This window comes from Amycolatopsis taiwanensis DSM 45107 (assembly GCF_000519205.1).
GTDB classification, from domain to species: domain Bacteria; phylum Actinomycetota; class Actinomycetes; order Mycobacteriales; family Pseudonocardiaceae; genus Amycolatopsis_E; species Amycolatopsis_E taiwanensis.
On record NZ_KI912599.1, the window covers coordinates 1 to 22,989 of the forward strand.

At 67.8% G+C, this 22,989-nt stretch carries 23 protein-coding genes; 8 read left to right on the top strand and 15 right to left on the bottom strand.

The features are described 5' to 3' along the window. From A3CU_RS48590 to A3CU_RS0137570, 5 genes are all read right to left on the bottom strand, one after another. A partial coding sequence (locus A3CU_RS48590; protein WP_156960756.1) for a DUF222 domain-containing protein occupies positions 1-593 on the bottom strand: 593 nt, incomplete at its 3' end. Positions 594-787: 194 nt separating this feature from the next. Then, the gene (locus tag A3CU_RS0137555; RefSeq protein WP_027946577.1) at positions 788-1,222 is read right to left on the bottom strand and encodes a VOC family protein; all 435 of its coding nucleotides are present in this window, start codon (positions 1,220-1,222) and stop codon (positions 788-790) included. 127 nt (positions 1,223-1,349) lie between these two features. Beyond that, positions 1,350-1,907: an AAA family ATPase gene (locus A3CU_RS0137560; protein ID WP_027946578.1), complete on the bottom strand. Its 558-nt coding sequence runs from the start codon at positions 1,905-1,907 to the stop codon at positions 1,350-1,352. 54 nt (positions 1,908-1,961) lie between these two features. After that, a complete protein-coding gene (locus tag A3CU_RS0137565) occupies positions 1,962-3,392 on the bottom strand; it encodes a phytoene desaturase family protein (RefSeq protein ID WP_027946579.1) in 1,431 nt (476 codons plus the stop codon). Next, positions 3,385-3,867, bottom strand: coding sequence for a hypothetical protein (locus A3CU_RS0137570; protein WP_027946580.1), 483 nt, complete (start codon positions 3,865-3,867; stop codon positions 3,385-3,387). Before A3CU_RS0137570 ends, A3CU_RS0137565 begins: the two co-directional genes overlap by 8 nt. Positions 3,868-4,030: 163 nt before the next feature. Here A3CU_RS0137570 and A3CU_RS0137580 point away from each other — a divergent pair, with 163 nt between their 5' ends. The 4 genes from A3CU_RS0137580 to A3CU_RS0137595 all read left to right on the top strand — a co-directional run bounded on the left by A3CU_RS0137580 (position 4,031) and on the right by A3CU_RS0137595 (position 7,323). Next, positions 4,031-5,200 (top strand): sensor histidine kinase, encoded by a 1,170-nt coding sequence (locus A3CU_RS0137580; RefSeq protein ID WP_063628969.1) that lies wholly within the window; start codon positions 4,031-4,033, stop codon positions 5,198-5,200. After that, positions 5,197-5,850, top strand: coding sequence for a response regulator (locus tag A3CU_RS0137585; RefSeq protein ID WP_027946582.1), 654 nt, complete (start codon positions 5,197-5,199; stop codon positions 5,848-5,850). Before A3CU_RS0137580 ends, A3CU_RS0137585 begins: the two co-directional genes overlap by 4 nt. Positions 5,851-5,965: 115 nt before the next feature. Continuing rightward, a complete protein-coding gene (locus A3CU_RS48595; RefSeq protein ID WP_052372843.1) occupies positions 5,966-6,310 on the top strand; it encodes a hypothetical protein in 345 nt (114 codons plus the stop codon). 197 nt (positions 6,311-6,507) lie between these two features. Then, positions 6,508-7,323 carry a VOC family protein gene (locus tag A3CU_RS0137595; protein ID WP_043843916.1) on the top strand — a complete coding sequence of 272 codons (816 nt, stop codon included), beginning with the start codon at positions 6,508-6,510 and terminating at the stop codon, positions 7,321-7,323. A gap of 22 nt (positions 7,324-7,345) precedes the next feature. Here the strand turns inward: A3CU_RS0137595 and A3CU_RS0137600 are convergent, their stop codons facing one another. Together A3CU_RS0137600 and A3CU_RS0137605 are read right to left on the bottom strand one after the other, a co-directional pair. Beyond that, positions 7,346-8,008, bottom strand: coding sequence for a GntR family transcriptional regulator (locus tag A3CU_RS0137600; protein WP_027946584.1), 663 nt, complete (start codon positions 8,006-8,008; stop codon positions 7,346-7,348). A gap of 203 nt (positions 8,009-8,211) precedes the next feature. Continuing rightward, entirely contained in the window at positions 8,212-9,381 is a 1,170-nt protein-coding gene (locus tag A3CU_RS0137605; protein ID WP_027946585.1) for an acyl-CoA dehydrogenase family protein, read from the bottom strand. An 83-nt stretch (positions 9,382-9,464) separates the two neighbouring features. On the opposite strand from A3CU_RS0137605, the gene A3CU_RS0137610 reads away from it, so the two are divergent. Next, positions 9,465-10,586, top strand: a complete 1,122-nt coding sequence (locus A3CU_RS0137610) for a CaiB/BaiF CoA transferase family protein (RefSeq protein WP_027946586.1) — start codon at positions 9,465-9,467, stop codon at positions 10,584-10,586. Here A3CU_RS0137610 and A3CU_RS53150 read toward each other — a convergent pair whose 3' ends face one another. From A3CU_RS53150 to A3CU_RS0137640, 6 genes are all read right to left on the bottom strand, one after another. Further along, the gene (locus A3CU_RS53150) at positions 10,587-11,096 is read right to left on the bottom strand and encodes a hypothetical protein (protein ID WP_156960757.1); all 510 of its coding nucleotides are present in this window, start codon (positions 11,094-11,096) and stop codon (positions 10,587-10,589) included. Between the two features lie 77 nt (positions 11,097-11,173). Further along, the gene (locus A3CU_RS0137620) at positions 11,174-11,842 is read right to left on the bottom strand and encodes an ABC transporter ATP-binding protein (protein ID WP_027946587.1); all 669 of its coding nucleotides are present in this window, start codon (positions 11,840-11,842) and stop codon (positions 11,174-11,176) included. After that, positions 11,839-12,507, bottom strand: coding sequence for an ABC transporter ATP-binding protein (locus tag A3CU_RS0137625; RefSeq protein WP_027946588.1), 669 nt, complete (start codon positions 12,505-12,507; stop codon positions 11,839-11,841). Before A3CU_RS0137625 ends, A3CU_RS0137620 begins: the two co-directional genes overlap by 4 nt. Then, a complete protein-coding gene (locus A3CU_RS0137630) occupies positions 12,500-15,040 on the bottom strand; it encodes an ABC transporter permease (RefSeq protein ID WP_245617504.1) in 2,541 nt (846 codons plus the stop codon). Before A3CU_RS0137630 ends, A3CU_RS0137625 begins: the two co-directional genes overlap by 8 nt. Positions 15,041-16,066: 1,026 nt before the next feature. Next, the gene (locus A3CU_RS0137635; protein ID WP_027946590.1) at positions 16,067-16,510 is read right to left on the bottom strand and encodes an SRPBCC family protein; all 444 of its coding nucleotides are present in this window, start codon (positions 16,508-16,510) and stop codon (positions 16,067-16,069) included. Then, complete coding sequence (locus A3CU_RS0137640; RefSeq protein ID WP_027946591.1) at positions 16,507-16,842, bottom strand: ArsR/SmtB family transcription factor; 336 nt, start codon at positions 16,840-16,842, stop codon at positions 16,507-16,509. The genes A3CU_RS0137635 and A3CU_RS0137640 overlap by 4 nt, the downstream gene beginning before the upstream one ends. A 381-nt stretch (positions 16,843-17,223) precedes the next feature. Between A3CU_RS0137640 and A3CU_RS0137645 the strand changes: the two genes are divergently transcribed. Next, positions 17,224-18,045, top strand: coding sequence for an alpha/beta fold hydrolase (locus A3CU_RS0137645; RefSeq protein ID WP_027946592.1), 822 nt, complete (start codon positions 17,224-17,226; stop codon positions 18,043-18,045). A 309-nt stretch (positions 18,046-18,354) separates the two neighbouring features. On the opposite strand, the gene A3CU_RS48605 is transcribed toward A3CU_RS0137645, so the two are convergent. Then, entirely contained in the window at positions 18,355-19,758 is a 1,404-nt protein-coding gene (locus A3CU_RS48605) for a DHA2 family efflux MFS transporter permease subunit (RefSeq protein WP_043843920.1), read from the bottom strand. A gap of 64 nt (positions 19,759-19,822) precedes the next feature. On the opposite strand from A3CU_RS48605, the gene A3CU_RS0137655 reads away from it, so the two are divergent. Further along, complete coding sequence (locus tag A3CU_RS0137655) at positions 19,823-20,410, top strand: TetR/AcrR family transcriptional regulator (RefSeq protein ID WP_027946593.1); 588 nt, start codon at positions 19,823-19,825, stop codon at positions 20,408-20,410. A 288-nt stretch (positions 20,411-20,698) separates the two neighbouring features. On the opposite strand, the gene A3CU_RS0137660 is transcribed toward A3CU_RS0137655, so the two are convergent. Next, entirely contained in the window at positions 20,699-20,920 is a 222-nt protein-coding gene (locus A3CU_RS0137660) for a hypothetical protein (protein WP_027946594.1), read from the bottom strand. 46 nt (positions 20,921-20,966) lie between these two features. On the opposite strand from A3CU_RS0137660, the gene A3CU_RS0137665 reads away from it, so the two are divergent. Further along, positions 20,967-22,946: a DUF6042 family protein gene (locus A3CU_RS0137665; RefSeq protein ID WP_027946595.1), complete on the top strand. Its 1,980-nt coding sequence runs from the start codon at positions 20,967-20,969 to the stop codon at positions 22,944-22,946. Positions 22,947-22,989 lie beyond the last annotated feature (43 nt).

A 22,989-nucleotide genomic window follows, 5' to 3' on the forward strand; every position in this document is an offset into this window, starting at 1 on the left:
TTGTGGGCGATGCCGTCGACTTTGGCGTAGATGGCGCTGGCGATTTCGGCGGGGAGGTAGGCCCAGAGGGAGGCCATTCCTTCGTCGGCGTGCACTAGTTCGACTCGNCGGTCCTTGCGGCGCCGACGTGCCCGTTGGGCNTATCCGTCGGGGTCGATGGCGCACACCGCGTCGCGGGCGATACGTCGAACTTTCTCGGAGTCCTTACCTGTCAAGCGTCCGGAGATTTTCTCGTCCACTTCACGGGCTTGTTCGTCTGACAGGGTCGCCGTCACGTCGCAGACNTTNCNNGCGGTGCNNAGNTCGATCTCGCCGTTCTCCATGGCGGCCAGCAATCTTGGTAGTCGGGTGGTCAACGTCTCCGCCACATCGACCAGACTGGTAGCGGCCTGTCTGCTGACAGATAGTTCGAGTGCGACTTCGTCAGCCACCCACCTCGTATGACCCCGAATCCGACCGAGCCGTGCGATGGCGCGTACCTGAATGGCCTGAGCCCGGCATATCGCTTCCCGCGCCACGGTCATGGTCTCGACCGCGGCGTGGTCGGACATGCGAGCAATGTCGTCGTTGCACAACGAAAAAAGGTCGTACATCACGGGGGACCCCTCAGTGCTTGCGAACGGAATATCCCCGATTTTATCGCTCGCGTGAGCGAAGTTCTATCGAACGCAACACGAAAGCCTTCACCGGATTGGGTAAGAAAATTCTCCGTGACCATGCCGACCCCGGACGACTGCGTTCACAGTCCGCTCAGCGGTGAAGACTGACAACCTCTACGACAAGCTTGTCAGTCGAGACAGAACTCGTTGCCCTCGATGTCCTGCATCACGATGAGCGACTCTTCGTCGCCATCGGCAGGCAGTAGTCGCACGCGTACCGCGCCGAGCGCGACCAGTCGTGTGCACTCGGCCTCGAGTGTGGCGAGGCGCTCTTCACCCACGAGCCCGGTGCCCACCCGCACGCAAAGATGCACCCGGTTCTTGACGACCTTCCCTTCGGGAACGCGCTGGAAGAACAGTCGCGGGCCCACTCCTGTGGGATCAATGCAGGCGAACGCCGAACCCTGACGCTCAGGCGGCAGCGAGCGATCGTAATCGTCCCAAGTGGCAAACCCCTCCGGTGGCGGCGGTACGACGTACCCCAATACATCGCACCAGAAACGAGCGACACGCTCTGGTTCTGCGCAGTCGAAGGTGACCTGGAACTTCTTGACCAACCCCATCGGCCCACCATAGTGGCTCATGGACATGAGTGGCCAGACCGTATCCGGTCTGTCGCCAGAGTCAGTGCGACTGTGCCGCCTTTGACGAGACAGGACCCCGGGTGGCTTACCGACATGAGAGACACGCCTACCGACCCGGGTCGAGAATTGCGCTCAGCGCCTCATACGTCTGCTGAATAGCGCCGGCCACACTGGGCAGGACCACCGCGGCCGGCCTGGCCCGGATGACGTCGGTGAGACGATCGTGCATGCCGGCCAGTAGCGTTGGCCCGCCTTTGCGCGCCACGACCTCCTGCACCTGCCGGTGCCAGGGAAGCTCGTCGTCCTCGCCACGGCGGGCGAAGCGCTCCAACGACCCCTGCTTGGAATCCATCAGGACGACCTCGCGGAACACCGCGCCATGGTCGCGGGCGACCGCCTCGAAGCGCTCGATTTCGCCCACCCGGCCCAGGTACTGCGGCATGACGACGTCGCGGCCACCGCCCAGGTGGGCCGCGGCCATGCTCAACGCAAGCGGTCGCACGATTCCACCTGTCTCGGTGAACCGTTGCTGCCAGCCACCGATGAGGGACCGCAACTGGTCGATGTCGAGATTGAGCATACCGGGATGATCCTCGGCATACCGCCGCGCGAGTGTCGACTTGCCGATGCCCGGCGGTCCGTTGAGGTGGATGAAGCGCAGCACGACAGACACCCTAGCCGCTCACGATCACGTCAGGTGAACGCCGCAGCACGGCGGTTACGGACTACGGCGTCTCCGTCGTAGGTCGCGCAGTGCGAGTGCGGCCGCGTTCGCGCCACACATGCCGTGAGCGCCGGGCCCCGGTGGGGTGGCCGCCGAGCACAGGTAGCTGCCGGGAATTCCGGTGCGGTAAGGGTTTCCGACCAGACGCGGGCCGAGCAGAAGTTGCGAAGAAGTCTTCGCTCCGGTGAGAATGTCGCCGCCGATGAAGTTCGGATTGTCGTTGGCGAGATCGGCGGGGGAGTCCGCGCTGATGGCCAGGATCCGGTGCCGGAAACCCGGTGCGAACTCCTCGATCCGGGCGATGATCGCGTCGGTCGCGTCGCCCGGGTAGGCGTGCGGCACGTGAGCGTATGCGCTCACCGGATGTATGTTTCCGTGTGAACGGGTCGGATCCGCCAGGTACTGCTGGCCAACGAGGACGAACGGTTTCGCCGGCATTCGTCCGTTGTGGACGGTGCGCAAGCTCGCCGCCGTTTGTGCGAAGGAACCTCCGACGTGGACGGTTCCGGCCTCGGCCACCTCCGGGTTTCGCCACGGGATTCCCTCCGCGACCGCAAGGTCCACTTTGTACACCGCTGGGCCGTTGCGAAACCTTTGGTAGGCGCGGGCGACCGGGGATGGAAGCCGGTCGCCGAGCACGGCCGCGACGCCGGCCGGAGCCAGGTCGTACATCGTGATCGCTGAGGGCGGCAGCTCGGCGGCGTCGCGGATGTGCACTCCGGTCTCGACAGCACCGCCGAAGTCGGTCAGCGCCGCGGCCAGCGCGGCGGCGATGCGCCCGGACCCACCCTCGGCGACCGGCCAGCCGTCGTGCTGAACGGGGGAGAGCAGGCCGAGCGCGATGGCGGACGTGAACACGTGGTCCAACGGCCGGATCGCATGGGCCGCGACTCCGCCGAACAGCGCACGCGCCCGGCCGGTGCGGAACAAACCGGCCACAGTGGACGCCGGTAGCGCGGCGAGCGCGCCGAACTGGGCGAGCCGCAGTGGACGACGGGGCAGGTGTGGCACGGGCCGCAGGAGGTCGCCGGCGAGCGCCGGATAGTGGTCGGCACTCGGACCGAACAATGCGCGCCAGCGCGGGCCGTCCACGCCGAGCGCGGCGGCGGTCGCCTCGACCGACCGGTGCAGCACCGCCGCGTCCCCCGATGGCAACGGATGCGCACACGGGAGCGGCGCGTGTCGCCAGCGAAGCCCGTACCGTTCGAGGTCGAGCGTGCCGAGGAACGGCGATCCAGCTGCGATCGGGTGTACCGCGGCGCAGTGGTCGTACAGCAGGCCAGGCAGGGTGGCCTCGCCGCTGCGCGCACCGCCGCCGATCTCGCCCGCCGCCTCCAGCACGGTCACCTTCAGCCCGGCCCTGGCGAGCACGACCGCGGCAGCGAGCCCGTTGGGCCCGCTGCCGACGACGATTGCCTCAGCCATGCGACATTTCCGTCCGTGCCGGGACTTCCGGATCGAGCCGGTTCTTCTGCGCGTGCCGCCGCCAGAACGCGTCCAGCAAGGTCTCCCGGTCTTGGTACAGCAAGAAAACGAGAAGCAAGGTGTATCCGAGCACGAAGTACTTCACGCTCGGGTAGTGGAACGCGAAGTCCATCAGCGTGATGTTCAGCGAGACAGCGAAGAGCCCGAGCGCCCCGAGCGTCGCCGTCCGCTTCGACAACAACAGCAGCGCGGGCAGGAACTCGAACAGCCCCGTCATCCGGCCGTAGAACGGCGAGTATCCGTAGAACGCCCATACGAAGCTCGTACCGTCCACAGTGTCCTTGTTGATCAGCGTCCAGTCACTGTAGTCGTACTGCCCGCCCAGCAGTTTGATGCTGCCGTAGCCGAGGAAGATGGCGGCCAGCAGGAATCGCACCGCGACGGTGACGCGGGACAACAACTTCTTGGTGGTCATGGTTCTCTTGCCCTCCGTGGATGATCAGATGTCCCCGGACAGTGTGGAGCGAAAACGGCCCTTCTTGATCATCCGCGCGGCCGGGGTGCCCGGCCGGTAGCAGGACACCGCCTCCTCCTTCGGCAGGATGCGCGGTCCCTAAGGGGTGGGCTACGTTCTGCTCGTGCGGATCAGGAAGGAGTCCTTGCGGGCACCGGTCGTCGGCTACGGTTGGGTCCGGTTGCTTCCGCTCGTGGGTGTCGTCGCCACGCTCGCCCTGCAGCACCTCCCACAGCTCGAACCGTCCGGGTGGGACTGGACGCTCGGGCTGGCTTCGGCCACGTTGATCCTCGCCGGCGGGGTCGCCCCGCTGGCCGTCACCCTCGCCCAGTGCGGTCTCGTGGTCGCCGCCGCGGCGCTGGCCACGGCAGGCGGCGCGGCGGCGGTGCAGATCCTGGCCTCGGTGGCACTCGGCGAACTCGCCTTCCGGCGCAGCGGCTGGCGGGTCTGGTGCGGCGCCGCCGCCCTCACCGTGGCCAGCGGTGTCAACTACTACCCGGGCTACGCGTTTGTCGCCAACGTGTTGAAGGTCGTGCTGGACGTCGGGCTTCCGCTGCTGCTCGGGTCGTTTCTGCGGTCTCAGCGCAAATTGGCCTGGCAGGCGGAGCAACGCGCCGCGGACGCCGAGAACGCGGCACGCGCCGCCGAGCGGGCGGCGGTGGCGCGCGAACTGCACGACGTGGTGGCCCACCACGTCGCCGCGATCGTGCTGCGGATCGGTGTCGTGCGACACGTGGTGCCCAGCGCCGACCCCCGGGTCGATGCGGCACTCGACGACGTGCACGGCATCGCCGGGCAGGCCCTGACCGACCTGCGCCGCCTGGTGTCCGTGCTGCGCGACCCGGACTCGGTCGACGATCCCGGGCTGCTCGCCCCCGAGGATCTCGTCACCGCACTGGACGACGTGCTGGCCCGGACCCGGCGAGCGGGAGTCGCGGTGCGGGCCGAAATCGCCCGGCAGGCCGTCGAACGGCTCGACGTGACCCACCGGCACGCCGTGCTGCGGTTGGTCCAAGAAGGACTGACGAACGTGCTCAAACATGCCGGGCGCGGCACGTGCGCGTGGGTGGAGGTGAGCTGGGACGAGGCCGGGCAACGGGTGCGGGTCGCCGTACGCGACGACGGCGGGGGCACATCGGACGCCCATCCGCTCGGTCCCGGGCACGGGCTGGCCGTGATGCGGGAACGGATCGAACTGCTGCACGGTTCGCTGCGGGCCGGCCCCTCGGGTGGCGGCTGGGCGCTGGACGCGATCCTGCCCGAACCCCGGCCGGTCACGGAGGTCTGCTCGTGATCCGGGTTCTCGTCGTCGACGATCAGCAGTTGGTCCGCGCCGGCCTGCGGATGTTGTGCGAGGCGACCGACGACCTCGAGGTGGCGGGCGAGGCGGAGAACGGGCAGCAGGCGATCCAGCTCGCCGAACGGCTGCGACCGGACGTGGTACTGATGGACCTGCGCATGCCCGGGGTGGACGGGATCGCCGCAACCCGCCGGATTCTCGCCGCCCGCCCGGATACCCGGATCCTCGTGCTCACCACGTTCGACGACGACGAGCACGTCTATCCGGCACTGGAGGCGGGCGCGTGCGGGTTCCTCGCCAAGGACACCGCGCCCGCCGATCTGCTCGCCTGGGTGCGCCGGGCGGCGGCCGGGGACAACCCGTTCAGCCCGCACGTGTTGCGGCGGATCGTGCGCCGCGCGGTAGCCGCCGAGCAGGACAAGGTCGAACCGGGCGCGGACGGCACGCTCACCGAGCGCGAACGCGAGGTGTTGAGCCTGGTCGCGGCCGGCTGGTCGAACGCGGAGATCGCGACGTCGCTCTACATCGGTGTCACCACGGTGAAGACCCACGTGACGAACCTGATGACCAAGACCGGCAGCCGGAACCGGGTGCAGCTCGCGGTGGCCGCGGGCCGGTTCGGTGTCCGCGCCGCCGGGACCTGACTATCGGCCCCGGTCTCACCTCCGCCCATCTTGTGACGTACGGCACATCGCCGTACTGTGGCACGCAGCGGTATAGCGCAATCACCGACAGCGACGTGCGGGGACGACGGGCATCATGGCCGACGACACAGGCGGAGTACGCGGATCGGCCGTTGCGGGCATTTTCGGTGTCGGGCAGCAGGTCAACCAGATGGCCGAGGACGCCAAGAAATTGCTCGCGAACGCGAAGGCAGGCAAATGGGCCGTCGATGAAGAGACCGGCACTCACCTGAAACGCGCCTTCACGCAGATGCAAGACCGGCTAAACGACATCGCGGGGCAGCTCTGGCGACTGGAAAGGGCACCGATGCTCGGGAACGACGACTACGCAAAGGCGGTGGCACAGCACGGATCCTGCGGGTGCGATGGCGGGCTTGGCGGCGCAGCAAAGTCCATTGATTGGCACCGACCACGGCGCTGACGCCAACAGCGGAGACGTGCGATACGTACCAAGGAAGGGATCCAGCGACGTGATCGTCCTCACTGGACTGTTTCCCGTGCGGCGGTGAAGTGTGGGGAGCGTCCCGTACTTGGGATTCCCTTGCCGGTAAGAGTTTTTCGCCCTCAGCTCCGTCGGGCGGTACTGCTGGCGATCAACAACGGCTACAGTGCGGAATCATGACTGAAGTAGCCCCGGGCAGTCCGTGCTGGGTCGAGCTGGCGACACCGGATCTGGACCTGACGATGCGCTTCTACCACGAAGTGCTCGGCTGGACCTTCCAACGCCTGCGAGACGCCGGCGGTCACGACTACGTTCAGGCCCTGGTGAGTGACGAACCGGTGGCCGGGTTGCGGCCACACAACCACAGCGTCCGGGATTGGACGCTGTACCTGTCCGCGTGGGATCTCGCCGCCACCACCGAGCGGGCGCGCCGCCTGGGTGGGGTCGTGCTGGAGCCACGCCCACACGCGTTGCCCGGGGTGGGTGCTCCGGTGCTCATCGACGACCCCAGCGGGGCAGGAGTGGGGCTGCTGGAACTCGCGGGTGGCCAGGCGTTCACCGCCGGGGTACCGGGCTCGCTGGTCTGGGTCGAGTTCGTCACCCGCCACGCGGCGCTCGCCGACCGGTTCTTCGGCCGCCTGTTCGGCTACACCCAGCGTCAGTTCGGCGATGGCCACCAGGTCGATTACGTGGTCTACTCGATCGGCGACGACTCGGCGCTCGGCCGGGTGCGGATGGCGCTGGACACGCCTGCGGACACCCCGCCCCGCTGGATCGCGCATTTCGCCGTGCATCCCGACGTCGGTTTCAACGAGTCCCTGCGTCGCGCGCACAGTGCGGGTGCGCGGTTGCGGTTCCCGCCTTACACCTCCAGCTTGGGCAAGGTCGCCGTGCTCTCCGACCCGCTGGGCACCCGGTTCGCGCTCATCGATCCCAGTCTCGCGGCCGAATGGGAGTACGGCTCAGCCGCCGACGATCCCTACGACGACTGAGCGAAAAGTCCACAGTGAACAGTCAGCCGCCCTGCGCCGACAGGATGCCGGTGAGGACGCGCAGGGCACGGTTGCGATGCTCGTCGAGCCGGGCGACGACCTCGTCGGCGGCTCGCCTGCGCACCGCGTCGAGGATTTCGTCGTGCTCGTCGACGGTCTTCGAGCGCTCTTCGGGCGAGTTGTAGTACATCGCCCGGTACGCCTCGGTGGAATCCCAGAGGAGCCGGATCAAGCGCATCGTGTGCGTCTGGTCGGGGGAGTCCAGCATGCCGAAGTGAAACCGGCGGTTCGCCTCCAGTTCGGTGGCGACATCACCACGCTCGGCCGCCGCGGCACAGTCGCGGGCGGCGAGCGCGATGCGCTCGATCGCGTCGCCGTCGAGTGCGGGCAGAGCCCGCCGCACGGCGCGCTCTTCGAGGAGCCCGCGCAGGGCGTAGATCTCCTGGAGGTCTTCGACGCGCAGTTCGGTGATGAAATACCCGCGCCGGGGCCGGTAGACGACCTGGCCCTCCTGCTCCAGTGCGCACAGCGCCTCGCGCACCGGAGCCAGGCTGACCCCGAGCCCTTCGGCGATCTCCTCCTGCCCGACGCGCTGCCCCGGCCGGTAGCGACCCGCGACGATGGCCCGCCGCAGCTCGTCCAGTGCGTGCTGCGTGGTCGTTCCGGGTCGTTGGTTCGTGGTCATCGCCGCGACTCTATCCGTGTTGATTCAGAACGTGTTCGGGTAGCCAGGCCGTGACTTCTCCGCGTCGGCTGCCGGTTGACCAGAATGGCGGCCTGCCTTCCCGCCCACGTGCACGGGGGGTCTGGGGGCTTGCCCCCAGTCGGGGGTGTGGGGGCGCAGCCCCCACAAGGCACGGTGCTGTGTCACCAAACGTGCGGGTCTTCTTAACGGAAGGCATCGATGCCGGTCAGTGCGCCACCGATGACCAGGGCGTGCACATCGGCCGTCCCCTCGTAGGTGACGACGGACTCGAGGTTGTTCATGTGCCGGATGACCGGATACTCCAGGGTGATGCCGTTGGCGCCGAGCACCTGCCGCGCCGTGCGAGCCACCTCGAGCGCGGAGTTGACGTTGCCGAGCTTGCCCATGCTCACCTGCTCGGGCCGCAGGCGTCCGGCGTCTTTGAGCCGGCCGAGGTGCAGCGCCAGCACCGTCGCCCGGTTGACTTCCAGCGCCATCCCGGCGAGCTTCTGCTGCTGGATCTGGAACGACCCGATCGGCTTGCCGAACTGGATCCGGGTGGTGCTGTAGTCCACCGCCGCCTCCAAGCACGCCCGCGCGGCGCCGGCGGCGCCCCACAGGATTCCGTAGCGAGCCTCGTTCAGGCAGGACAGCGGACCGCGCAGCGAGGTCGCGCCGGGCAACATGGCCGAGCCGGGCAGCCGGACCTCGTCGAGAATCAGCTCGGAGGTGATCGACGCGCGCAGCGAAAGCTTCTTGTGGATGTCCTTGGTGGTGAAACCCTTTGTGCCCTTGGGAACCAGGAACCCGCGGATGCCCTCCTCGGTGCGCGCCCACACCACCGCCACGTCCGCCAGCGACCCGTTGGTGATCCACATCTTCTGGCCGCGCAGGATCCAGTCGTCCCCGTCGCGCGTCGCGTAGGTGCGCATCGAGGACGGGTCGGAACCGGAATCCGGCTCGGTCAGCCCGAAGCACCCGACCGCCTCACCGGCCGCCATGCGCGGCAGCCACTCCTGCTTCTGCTCCTCCGAACCCCATCGGTGGATCGCGAACATCGCCAGCGAGCCCTGCACCGACACCAGGCTCCGGATGCCGCTGTCCCCGGCCTCCAGTTCCAGGCAGGCCAGCCCGTAGGCGGTCGCGCTCGTGCCCGCGCAGCCGTAGCCCTCGAGGTGCATCCCCAACACACCGAGCTTGCCCAGTTCTCCGACCAGCTCCCGGGGCAGGCGTCCCGCTTCGAACCATTCCCCGACCTCGGGCACGATCCGGTCCTGGACGAACGCCCGGACCGTGTCGCGGATGTCGCGCTCCTCGTCGGAGAGCATGGAGTCGATGGACAGGAAGTCGCCGGGGACTACTGCAGCGGGCATACGGTCTCCTTGACCTGAGTTGACCTGAGCGGTGCGGGACTCTAATCTTCGATTTTCGAAAATCGGTGATTGGATGCTCGCATATGGCGCCTCCCCTTGACAACCTCCGCGTCCTGGACTTCTCCCGGATCCTCGCCGGGCCGTTCGCCACGATGCAGCTGGCCGATCTCGGCGCCACGGTCACCAAGATCGAACGGCCGGGCCGCGGCGACGACACCCGTAGCTGGGGGCCACCGCACGACGAGCGAGGGCAGGCCACCTACTTCCAGTCGGTCAACCGCAACAAGAACAGCCTCGTCCTCGACCTGACCGACGAGCATGATCGCGCGCGGGCCCGGCAACTGGCCACGGAGGCCGACGTCGTCGTGGAGAACTTCCGGCCGGGCCTGATGGCCGAGTTCGGGCTCGACTACGACCAGCTCCGGCCGGGGAACCCGGGCCTGGTCTACTGCTCCATCACCGGGTTCGGCCGTGGCGCCGGAGCCGCGATGCCCGGCTACGACCTGCTGATCCAGGCGCTCGGCGGGCTGATGAGCATCACCGGAGACCCCGGCGGCGAGCCGCAGAAGGTGGGCGTGGCCGTGGTCGACGTGCTGACCGGGCTGTTCGCCACCACCGGCATTCTCGGGGCGCTGTACCACCGGCGCGCCACCGGTCGGGGACAGCGGATCGATGTCGACCTGTTCTCCTGCCTGCTCGCCGGTCTGGTCAACCAGGCAAGCGCTTTCACCTCGGCCGGCGTCGTCGCCAAGAGGATGGGCAACAGGCACCCCAGCATCGCGCCCTACGAGTTGCTGCCCTGCGCCGACGGGAACCTGGTGCTCGCGGTGGGCAACGACCGCCAGTTCACCGCACTGTGCAAGGTGCTCGGCGCACCGGAGTTGGCCGCGGACGATCGGTTCGGCACCAACCCGGACCGGGTGGCCAACCGGCAGGCCCTGCACGCCGAACTCGTGCGCCTGCTCGCCGCGCGGCCCGCCGCGGAATGGACGAAGGAACTCACCGAGGCACGCGTTCCCGCCGGCGTGGTCAACGACATCGCGGGCGCGTTCGCACTTGCCCAGGACCTCGGCCTCGACCCCATCGTCGAGGTGCCCCGCCCGGACGGCACCACGGTCGCCGTGCCCCGCAATCCCGTCAACTACTCGGAGACGCCGCCGGCCTACTACTCCGCTCCGCCCGACCTTCCCGAGCGGGAACGGTGATCAGGCCCCCGCGCACGCCGTCTTGACGGAGTTCACCACCTTGTTCAGTTGGTTGACCGCGGCGGGCTCATTACCGACGCCGATGTAGTTGAACTGCTGATCCAGTCCCTGCAGTGCATCGCGCAGTTGCTGGTACCGCGGGTCGGCCGCGTTCGCGGCCTCGGCCAGGACCACCGCGGCCGAGGTCCGGTAGTGCGTGGCGAGGTCGCTGTCCGCGCTCAGCTGAAGACCGTTGAAGATGTCGCACGCGTTGTGTGCGTCGTTTTGCGCGGTGTTGGTCTTGTCGCCACTGAGCAGCCAGCCGAGCCCCACACCGCCACCACCGATCACGAGACCGGCGACGAGCGCGACGACTACACCAATTGACAGCCGGCGACGGCGACCTTGAGGCGCTACCGGAGGCGTCGGTGGGGGCGGCCAGGCCGATGGGCCGGGCTGCCCCTGCGTGGTCGGTGGCTGTGCGGTGGGCGGGCCCCACGCCGGTTCGTCGGTCCCTGATGTCTCGGTCATGGTCCGATCGTGTCCGGCTCGGTTTACAAACGGTTTACAGCGCTATCCGCACCGCCACGTCACCGGAATTTTCTTGCTCAGCCCCGATTCACGGGCACGAGTACGCCGTCGGCGAGCCGCAATTGCCGATCGGCGACCGAATGCATTTCGTCGTCGTGCGTCGCGACGATCACGGCTGAGCCTTCGTCCGCGCAAGTCCGCAGCAGGCGCAACACGGCCGGCTTGCTGCCCGCATCCAGGTGCGCGGTCGGTTCGTCGACGATCAGCACCTTCGGGCGGGCACTCACCGCCCGTGCCAGGGCGACGCGTTGCTGCTGCCCGTAGGACATCTCGGACGGGTAGCGGTCCGAAAGAACGCCGACGCCGAGGGCCTCCAGCAGTTCGGTGACCCGCGCATCGATGTCCACCGCGTTGCCGTTCCGATGCAGCCGCAGCGGAAGCGCCACGTTCTCGGCGGCGGCCAACTCGGTCGCGAGTCCGAGCGTCTGGGGCAGAACCGCACACATGTGCCAGGGCGGTGTGTCACCGAGCGGTTGCCCGGCCAGGAATATCCGCCCCGAATTCGGTTTGTCGAAACCGCCGAGGAGCGCCAGCAGCGCGCTCTTGCCCGAGCCGGAGCGGCCCGACACCGTGACCAGCTCACCGGCATCGACCGAAAAGTCCACGCCCCGCAGCACATCCACGTCGCCGCCGGGGTGGGGAAACCCGTGCCGCAGGTCCTGCGTGCGCAACACTGGCTCGTTCATGTGATCCCGTCCAACCGTCCGTCGTGCATCCTCGCGACCCGCGTGCCAATGTCGATCAGCCGGTCGTCGTGCGACACGGCGATCACGGTGAAGCCCTCGTCCGCCAGGTAACGCATGGTGTCCAGGACGAGGTCCGCCGACGCTTCGTCCAGCTGTGAGGTCGGTTCGTCGGCGAGGAGGACCGAGCACCCGCGCGCCAGTGCGCACCCGAACGCCAGGCGCTGCTGCTGCCCGCCGGACAGCGCCGAGATGCGCCAGCCGCCGGTGCCGCCGAGGCCGAGCCGGTCGAGAATCTCGTCGGGCCGGCAGGTGCGCCGGGCCAACTGCGCGGCGGCGACCAGGTTCTCCGCCACCGTCAGGTATTCCAACAGGTTCTCGGTCGGGGTCTGGAAGACCAGCCCGAGACGTTCTCGACGTAGCGCGCGGCGCCCGGAATGTGGCAGCGCACCGGTGTCCACCCCGTCGAAACGCAGGGTCCCGCGCGTGGGCGGCTCCAGCAGCCCCAGCACGCGCAGCAACGTCGACTTGCCCGAGCCGGACGGGCCGGCGAACACGGTGATCCCGGTTTCCGGCACGGTCATGGTCACGTCGTTGATCGCGGTCACGGTGTCGGCAGGGGTGTGGTAGTCCACGCCGATCGCGGCAAGTTCGAAGAGCTCAGCCACGGAGCACCTCCACCGTCCGGGTCGTGCGGATCGAGCGCATCGCGACCCACCCCGCCAGCAGTACCACGAGCACCGCGGCGGCGACCGAGGTGAGGATGAACGTCGTCTGGTTGGGCAGCGCCGAACCGGGCTGCAGCCAGCGCACCGGATCGAACCCGGGCACCGCGAGGGCGGCGACGGTCACGCCACAAGTGACGCCGGCGAGCGTCGCGAGTCCGGCAAGGGCACCCAGTTCGATGAGGTGACTGCCGAACAGATTTCGCATGCCCATGCCCATTCGCAGCACCAGCGCCCCGGACAGCGCGTTCTGCCGCCTCCGGACCTCGATCGCCACCAGCAGCGCCAGCACCGCGACCACCGCCAGCGCCGCGCCCAGGACCGTGACGAACGAGAAGGTCCACTCGACCACGTAGAACGGCAGTGCGTCGAGCGCCTGGGCCTGGCTCGCCCCGTTGATCTGGGTCAGGCCCGCATCGTTCATGGCCTGGCCGACCTGCTCGGGGGAAGCGGTGGACAACAGGCTCCACCGCGGCACGCTCGCCAGCTGAGCCGGGGTGAGCGCGTCGCGCGAGATGACGTACCCGGGGTTTCCGGCCAGTACCGGGAACCACGGCAGGTCGGCGATCGGGACCGCGTTCGGCAGCCCGCCGGGCATGCTCGCCGTGTGGACCGCGTTCTTGCCCACGCGCAGCGCTGGGAGACCACCAGGCACGGGCGCCCGTAGCTGCGGTATCAGGGCATCGACCTGGTCTCGAAGTCCGGTGAGGTAGGCGCCCCGGGCCAGGGTCGCCGGATCGACCACGAGCACCACGGGTCCGGTGCCGGTCAGTTGGCCGACGACCGTGCTGTTGCCACGCAGGGAATCGGGTAGCGCGGCGGTGCCCATGCCGACCGTGGTTTCCACGTCCACTCTGGTCGTCGAGCCCACGACGGCGCCGCTCTTGGTGTCCAATGCGGCCCGTTGCCCCGCGGTGATCCCGGTGCCGGCGGCCAGCGTGCCGATCGCGAGCACCCCGACGACCAGCACCCCGGTGACCGGCGCACGCGCGCTCGCGAGTCGCCGGATGGCCAGCTGCAGCGGTGGCCTCGACCAAATCCGCACGCGATGGGACGCGCGCAGCAGCAGCCAGACGATCCGGCCGGCCAGCAGTCCGGCCGTCAGCACGACGAACACCGGGTAGGTCAGCGCGGCCGGGTCGACCTGCGGCAGTGGGATGCCCTGCTGCGACGACGCGCCATAGTTGGACAGCCGTGACCAGCCGTAGAAGGCGGCCCCGGCGGTCGCGAGTTCCCACGGCACCAGTCGGAGCAGCCGGGATTTCCTTGCCCCGCGCGGCAAACGGCCGACCTGGAAGTCACGGTGCGCCCGCATGCCGACCACCGCCGCGAGCAGGATCAGTGACAACGCCAGTACGCCGACCGTGATTCCGGCCGCCGCGGCCTGCGCCCCAGCGGCGATAGTGCCTGGCGGCGCATAGAACGGCACCAGAAGCCGCGAGAGGACGATCCCGATCGCCCCGCCGCCGACAATCGGAAGGCCCAGCTCGGCGACTGGTAGCCCAGCCAGCGCCCATGGGCTCGCGCCCCGTGCGGCGAGCAGCCGCACCAGTGCGTAGCGGCGCTGGTACCACTGCAGCGACACGGTCGCGATGCCGCCCAAGCCGACCAGCACGCTGATCGCGGCGAGCGGCGTAATGGACACCAGCACGTTGGACTGCGCCTGCGCGGCGAGTTCGGTGGAGCGCTCGAACGGGAAGGCCGCCGCGATCACGTTTCCCAGGCCCTGATTCGCGAGGTCGGCCTGGATGTCGGCGACGAGCGCCCGCGACCGGTCGAGGTTCGCCTGCGCTTCCGCCGGGGTGCGTGGCGGGTCGAGGTAGAACGAAATGTGCAGGCTCTCCCGCAACCCCAGCTTCTGGACCGTGTCGGTGAACAGCTGCGGGTCACTGGCGAACACGACGGTGTGCAGCGGGTCGTTGGCCAGTTTGTAGATGGTGGCCTTGTTCTGTTGCGAGCACCACCAGCGCGCCGGCGGCGTGCCTAGGGCGTGGTACACGCCGCCCACCGCGGGCGTTTCGACGCGGGCGGCCTTGCTGTAGAGCGCGGTGGTGGTCCCGGGTCCGACCGGGAAGAACTTGGTGAGGTCGTCGCCGACCCAGAACCCGGGCCCGCCGGCCGGGCTCAACTGTTGCAGGTGGCCGATGCCGTCGTCGCGGTAGCCGAACCTGACCGTTTGCCTGCTCGTGGCGCCGAAGTCCGCGATCAGTGTCCCGGTGTACATGGCCGAGGTCGGCTGCACGAACCCGTGTGCCGTCGCCTGCCGCCGCGCGGTCTCGACCACCTTGGCGGCCTGGTCAGGGGGCATGTTCTCCCGGCTCAGCACCGGACCGTAGGTGTCGGGGCACGCCTGGCCGGCCTGGTAGTCCGTCGCCGCGCCGCCGGCGGCGAAACCGATCAGCACCGCCGCGCTGGCCAGGAAGCAGGACAGCAGCGCGGTCGCCGCGGCAACGGCCAGCGTGAGTGGGCTGGACAAGGCTGCTCTCGGCGCTCTGGCCCACGGCAACGGGAGCCTTCTGGGGGGTCGCACGCCGCAGAACCCTACCCGAGTATGTCGCCTGCGGGGCGCGACACTATAGCCGGGAGCCGAATTGTTGCAGAGCGCCAACATTTGCTCCGTCGCCGAACGCGGCTTCCGCAAGCCTGGCCCCAATGTGCTTGTGGCACAGTGGGTATCCGACTCGGGACCGATAGTGAAGGGCCCGTTCTTGGCCCGCTTCGACCGGGCTTTCCGGCTTTCGGGCATGTGTGGACCGGTGAGGCACGGGAGTGCTCGATTATGTGCGGACCGGTGAAGGCAGGGGAGCGCTCGATTCTGTGCGAGTCAGTGGAGGCACAGGAACGCTCGATTATGTGCGGACCGGTGAAGGCAGGGAGCGCTCGATTATGTGCGGACCGGTGAAGGCTGGGGAGTGCTCGATTCCTTCCTGGGACAGCAAGAGCGGGACCGCTTCCGCGACGATCACGGCGTTCGTCCAGTGGGGACCTGGTCCAGCCACTGCGCATGGGTCGGTGACATTTCGGTGAGTTCGGCCTGCGCTCGTTGCGCCTTCACATCTCGTCGACCATCCAAATCAGATGAACAGTCCACACCATACGAATCCACTATGGATTGCCAATCGATCCACTATCGCTCGCTCCGATAGCGCGAGTCCCCCGTTCCCGTAGCGCGTGTCCCACGTTCCGGTAGCGCGTGTCCCCCGTCCCCGTTGCGCGTGTCCCACACTCCCGTAGTGCGAGCTCCACGTTCCGGTAGTGCGTGTCCCACGTTCCGGTAGTGCGTGTCCCACGTTCCCGTAGTGCGAGTTCCAGGTTCCCGTTGCGCGTGTCCCACGTTCCGGTAGCGCGAGTTCCACGTTCCGTTGACTGGCTACTGTGGACTTCCGGGGCCGCCCGGCCGCGAACACGACATCACCGCGTCGCGGCAGAGCGACTAGGCCGTACCACGTGATCGCACAGCAGCCAGTCGTTACCCCGTAAGGCTCGCCGAGTTCGGACCGGCTCAGATCGTGGCGAGGGCTTCACCCAGCTGTCGCTGGATACGCTGCCAGCCGCCGCTCATGATTTCGCGGGAGCGCAGGTGCTGCGGTAGGTCGGGGTCGAAGCCGTCGTGTTCGAGAAACATCCGGGTGCCGGTTCCCTCGGGCTCGAGCCGCCAGGTGATGGTGAAGCGTCCGGGCGCCTGGTGGGCGGCGTCCTGCCAGGAGATCCGCAGCAACCTCTCCGGGTCGATCGCGAGTATTTCGGCGGCCACGGTTCCGGAGAATTCCGCCGCCGGCATCGGGGTGCCCCGCATCGTGTACTTGTGCCCGACCTCGAGCCGGAAGTTCTCCACCGGCATCAGCCAGCGGGAAATCAGCTCCGGCTCGGTCAGGGCCCGCCACACCGTGGCGGGCCGGTGCGCATAGAACTGGTCGATGTGGATCACGGTCAGGTCTTCGCTCATTTTTCCTCCAGGTCGTCGAGAACCGAGCCCAGTTGTGCCAGGCGCTGCCGCCAGAAGCGTTCATAGGGGCCGAGCCAGTCGGTCAGTTCGAGCAGTGGTTCGGGTTCGAGTTGGTAGATCCGTTGTCTGCCGCGCTTGCTCTCGCTGAGCAGGCCGGCGTCCCGGAGCACCCGAAGTTGTTCGGAGAAGCTCGGCCGGGTCATGTCGAACCGCGCGGCCATGGTCGCCACGGCCTGCGGCCCCTCGTCGCGCAGAATGCGTAGCACTTCCCGGCGGATAGGGCTGGACAGCGCCGCGAACACGCGGTCCACGCCGGTTTGTGTGCGTTTCATCCTTTGCTCCTCGATCCGAACGAGACGTCCGTGCCCGTCTGCGCGGCGTCTCCGCCGCGTTGTGCGGCGAACACGCGGCCCACTATAGGTAGGATTTTTCCTACCTATCAACGGGGCTGTTGTGCAGGTCACATAGTCGAGCCATCACGGCTTCATCGCGAGAAACGCCACGAAGACGCCTTGGGCCGACGGTGCCGAGCATGGTGAGCTTCCGTCTTCCACGGCCAGTTTGCCGGCGGTATCGTTGAGGGAGAACTCCGAGATCGCCTGGTATGTCGCGAGCCTGGTCCGCCGGAACGCTCGGGGAGATTTTCTGCCCTTAGTCGGCAATTCGTATCGGGAACTGTCCCCAAAAAGCGAGTCAGGAGAGGAACCCGTGCCATGAGTATGATCAGGAGCAAGGACGGTACCGAGATCTACTACAAGGACTGGGGAAAGGGTCCAGTCGTGGTGTTCTCGCACGGCTGGCCGTTGAATGCCGACGCGTGGGACGGTCAGATGCTGTTCCTGGCGCAAAACGGCTTCCGTGTGGTCGCGCACGACCGTCGCGGTCATGGCAGGTCGAGCCAGGCGTCTGACCATAACGATATGGACGGCTACGCCGACGATCTTGCCGCGGTGATCGATGCGCTCGATCTTCGGGAAGTCGCGCTGGTCGGGCATTCCACCGGTGGTGGCGAGGTCGCCCGTTACATCGGACGCCACGGGACGAGCCGGGTCGCCAAAGCGGTCCTCCTCGCTGCGGTGCCGCCAATCATGCTGAAGTCGGCGTCGAATCCAGAGGGCCTGCCGATAGAGGTGTTCGATGACCTTCGCAGCGGCATCGTCAAGGATCGATCGCAGTTCTACAAGGATCTGGCGGTCCAGTTCTACGGCGCGAACCGGCCTGGCGTCAAGGTCTCACAGGGCATACTGGATCAGTTCTGGCTCTGGAGTATGCAGGCCGGCCTGAAAAACGCCTACGAAAGCATCAAGGCCTTCTCCGAGACCGATTTCACCGACGACCTCCGTAAGATCGACGTGCCAACCCTGGTCTTGCACGGCGAGGACGATCAGATCGTTCCGGTCAAGGATTCAGGAAAGAAATCGGCGAAGCTCGTCAAGGGCGCGCAGGAAATCTACTACCCGGGCGCACCGCACGGCCTCACCGCCACGCACCAGGATCAGGTCAACGCCGACCTGCTGGAATTCCTGGCGAGGTAACCGGCCGTCGAAACAGCAGACCCCGACAGACATTCCTGCGGAGACGTGAGGCGGGTGGTTGTCCCGGTTGTTCTCGCCGTTGGGGGTCGATGAACCGCCGATGGTTCAGGCGCGGGCCGACAGGTGCCGTGTCACCGTGGCGGCTGATCGCGATGCCGTCTGATTCGAGTTCGAAGGCGATGCGCGATGTCGACCACTTGTGGGTGCGGCGCATGTCTTCGATCCGGGCCGCGACGGCAGGGGCAGTAGCTGTGGGCTGATGGCGCGGCTTGCGCCCCTCCGGCGTTAGAGGCGCGTTGCGGTGGGTCATCACGAGTCAGCCCCTAGCGCGGCCGCCGGTTGTGTACGGCGCCGCGCGGGGATTCCAATGCACGTGATGAGAGCGACCAGAGTCAGACCGATGCTGCAGAAGAATGCAGCGTGGAATCCGGCGGCAGCGCCTACTGCGGCCGCGATGGTGGCAAGCAGTGCGGTGCCCGCCGCGCCGCCGAGTTGCTGGACGAGGCGGACGATGGCCGAGCCGGCCGGGACTTCCTCGTGGGAGAGGTCTGAGAAGGCTCCCGCGGTGATGGCGATGTTGACGGCACTGAGCGCGCCACCACGGACGGTTAGTGCAGCCCCCAGGAGCACCCAGCTGGTGTGCGGGGTGGCGATCGCGAACGGGACGGTCGCCGCAGCGCACAGGAGGACACTGACGACGGCGATGGGCCGGGCTCCGATACGGTCGACGACGCCGCCGACCCACCGGGTCAGTAGTGAGCCGACGCCTTGCAGGGCGAGGACTGCTCCGGCGGTTAAGGCCGTGAGGCCGCGCTGCTGCTGGAAGTACAGCGGTATCAGGAACAGGGCACCATAGAGGGCGACTCCGGTGAGAAGCAGGCTGGCGGTGGCGGAGCCGAAGGCCTTGTGTGCCAGCAGACGGACCGGGATCGCCGAACGCGTCCCGCGTATGAGGCTCAACGCGACGAACCCGGCCGTCAGGGCCACGCCGGCGATCAGAGGCGTCCAGACGCGCACGGTGGCGTTGCCGCCCTGGTTAGCAGCGTTGCTGAGCGCGTAGAGCAAGGCCACGGTTCCGATCCCCAGAAGCAGCACGCCGGTGAGATCGAGTCGCTTCTCGGCCTGGGCCGGTGCGCCGGGGACGAAGCGCAGGGCCAGCCCGATTGCGGTTGCGCAGATGGGGAGGTTGATCACGAACACCCACCGCCAGCTGCCTGCCTCCACGATGGCTCCCCCGACGAGAGGACCGGCGATCGGCGCAATAGTGCTGACGAGCATCACAACTGTAAGCACGCGGCCGGTCTTGCTCGGCCCCGCCGCCCGGACCAAGATCGTCTGTAGGACCGGCAGCATGATGCCGGCCCCGATGCCCTGCAGGGCACGGAAGGCGACGAGTGCCCTGAAGTCCCACGCCAGGGCACACAAGCCCGAGCCGATGAAGAACAGCGCGAGACCAGCGATCCACAGACGCTTCGAGCCGAAGCGATCCGAGGCCCAGGCCGTGACCGGGACTGTCACGGCAAGGGCGAGCAGGTAGGCGGTTGTCACCCACTGGGTCGCCTGCGCGCCGACATGAACCTCGTCGCTCATCGCAGGCAGCGCGACATTGACCACCGTGGTGTCCACCAACGGAGCGACGCCGCCGACGACCACCACCAGAGCCAACCGGATCAGCGGCCGCCCCAACGGCTCCGGCTTCTCTTCGTTCGCCATCGCTATCCCTCTCAAAGATACACGTGTATCTTATTGCAGTAAGATACACGTGTATCCTCTGGGTGTGGAAACGAAGACCGATGCTCACCCGGCTCGGCGTCGTCGCGGACGCGCACTGGAGGACGCCCTGCTCGAGGCCGCATGGGAGCAGCTACAGCGCGCGGGCTACGCCGCGTTCACCATCGACGCCGTGGCCCGAGCTGTGAACACGAGCCGCGCCGTGATCTACCGCCGCTGGCCTAGCCGTGCCGCTCTCGTACACGCCACCGTGCGCGCCCATACCGGTTCGGTCATCGAGCACGTACCCGACACGGGGAGCCTTGCTGGCGACGTGCTGGCCGTCGTGCACGAGCTCGCAGGGCGCATCGAGCAGATCGGCATCGACGTCGCCACTGGACTGCTCAGCGAACTCGAAGAGATCCCCGACGACGTCAAAGCAGTCGTCCCCAGCGTCTTCCAACAGGTGATCGACCGAGGGCGCACCCGCGGCGAACTCGGCAACGCGCCAATCCCTGACGCGGTGCTCTCGATGCCTGGTGCGCTCATCCGATACAACGTGATCGCGGAGCGTGCCGCTCCATCCGAGCAGGCGCTCGAACAGATCGCCCACCAGCTCTTCTTGCCCCTCGTGCGGTACCACGCCTCGCTCTGACGGCGGGACCTCCCAACCACGACCCCCGCCACTGGAGTGCGCGTCCCAGTTGAACTGAAGCCCGACAATCCGCGCCAGATTGCTTTTTTCTTGCGCCGCAACAGGTTCTGAGCCGAGCTCGAAGGTGTCGTCCGCGCCGCCGAGTTCCGCGATGGCCGCTGGCGCGACGGCCTGCTCTACAGCAGGCTTCGGGATTGACCCATCGCCGTTGTGAACGTTGCCGTCACGCTCAAGCGCACCCGACCGCCGCGGCTACTGTGACGTTCGCCGGGTGTGGCCGTAGCAGGCTCACCGCGGCGCCGAGGAGGTCACGCCGCCCGCTCGTCTGCCACGGGCCTGGCTCGCCGGTCTTCGCGTGCGGGTGTCGAGCCAGGTGGTCAACGACTCGACCGCTTTGCAGTCGATGGCGACGACCTCGGCGAAGGCGGCCAACGGCACTTCGGCCACGGCGTTGGCGGTGCCGTCAACCGGGTCGCCAACGAGGGTGATCGCCGACCCGTTGTCCACCACCCCGATCTCCCCCGTTTTGGCGGAGGGCGCTGCTAGCGTTGCCGTCGTGGCGCTTCTGGGGAGCTTTGAAGATGACGAGTACCGGCCCGAATACGGCACCCTCGTGGTCCGCGACGTCCACGGCGCCCCGGTGGATTTGTTGCCACCGCACGATAACCCGCTTCTCCGCGAGAACGGAACGTACGCGCTGAGCGGCACCATCGGGTCCGCGGGTGATGGTTGGCTACATGCCAGGGCATCCGACGAGTACCACGTGGTGCGCCTGGAAGCCCATGACGGCCCACCGCCCGACGACCTCGGCGACTGGACCGACGCCGTGGAAACGCCGTACCGCAGTCGCACCAGCGCACTGTCGCTCGACTCGCTCACCGGGGCACGGCGAAAGTGCCAGCTCGCCCTTCCGACAGTCGGGGACTACCGGGTTCGGTTGTGCCGCAGGCCGGCCGATGAAGGGGACGTGTGGCGGGCGCAGTTCTGGCCGGTCCGCGGGCCGGTGGAACCGCCGCGCTGGCTCGCCCGCAGCGGGCCCGCGGTCGGTAAACCCGAACCCGGCTGGCGGGCGGTGCTCGGTTACGGAGTCATCGAGGTGTCCTGGGCCCTCACCGGGTTCGGCTCGGACTCCTCCGCCGCTTGGCTGGACGCGCCACTCGACCGTGACAGCGCCCAGGCCGGTGACGTCGCCGACCAATTGAAGGTGCCAAGGCCGGTGACCCGCCGGGACGCGATTCCACTTCTGCTCGCGGCAGGCCTCATCATCGAGGACGCTACGGCGAAGCCGCATGGCTACCGCCTGACACCCGACCCGCCGCTGGCCAAGGACGTCCTGAACCTTCCCGCCGCTCAGGTCGAATCGCTCGACAAACAGGACCTCCGTCACCGCTTCGCCTACGTGACCGCGGACATCGTGTCGGTCGTGCTGTGGTCGGAAACCCCGGTGCTGCCCGGACTGGCTGATCGGCTGCTGCTCAGCCAAGCCGATACGGACGCGGCGGTGCGAGCAGCCGAAGCGATGAACTTGATCACGATTTCCGACGGCGAAATCACCGCCCGGCCCCGGAAACCTCCGCGGCCCGCTACCCGGCAGATGCTCCGGCGCGCCTGGCAGGCGGCGCCGGTGGAACTTCCGGTCGGTGCCCCGCCCCGGGCGGGATTCGTGAGTGGCGACGGCGCGGTCACCGTGTGGTCCGGTGGCGAGCCACGGGTGCTCACCAGCCTCGGCGGGCAGCCGGATTCGGCATTCGAAACCGCCTACGGAATCGTCGTGTTCAGCTCCGGGGGAAAACTGTCCCTGGTACGTCACGACGGCACCGTCGAGCATTTCGACGGCGAACTGTGGTTTCGGGGCGCGCTCAGCCCGGACGGCCGGTACCTGGCCACCGTCGAATCGCATATCGGACGGCGGAGCTGGGAACGGCCGCATCTGATCGACCTCGCGGATGGCAGCCGAGAGAGCCTTCCCGCCAGCGAACAGTGGGGCCAGGCAACGGCCGTGCACGAAGGCGCTGTCTATTTCAACGCCGGCTTCGACGTCAACCGTCCACGCCCGAAAACCATCCGGTGGCGGCCGGGGCAGGAACCCGAGCCCATGTCGTTCACGATATCGCGGCTCGACCCGTTGTCCGGCACCATTCTCGCCTTCGACGACGAACCCGGCACACTGCTACTGCGTCCCGACGGCACTCGTAACCGACTCCCCGCCGGGCGAACCTTCGAACTCGTCCCGCACGGCACCCAGGTGTGTGAGTTCCTGGCCGGACCGCCCAGGATCAACCTGTTCGACCCGCACCTCGGCGGCGACTCGCCCCGCGTCCTCTCGCTACCCGATGCTGCGGAAACGAGCACGATCATGCCGAACGGCCCGGTCTGGGAGGACGCAGACCATCTACTCGTATCGCTGCGCTATGGCCTGTCCGGGCCGTTCGCGCGCGTGAACATCCGCACCGGGGCAGCGGAAACGGCTCCCGTACCCGAAAGCATCGGCTACCGGCCGATCCCGATCCGGCCATTGCTCAGCAGGTCGGTGTAGAGCTCGGCAGCCCCTCGATATAAAAAGGTCACAAGTTAGCTCT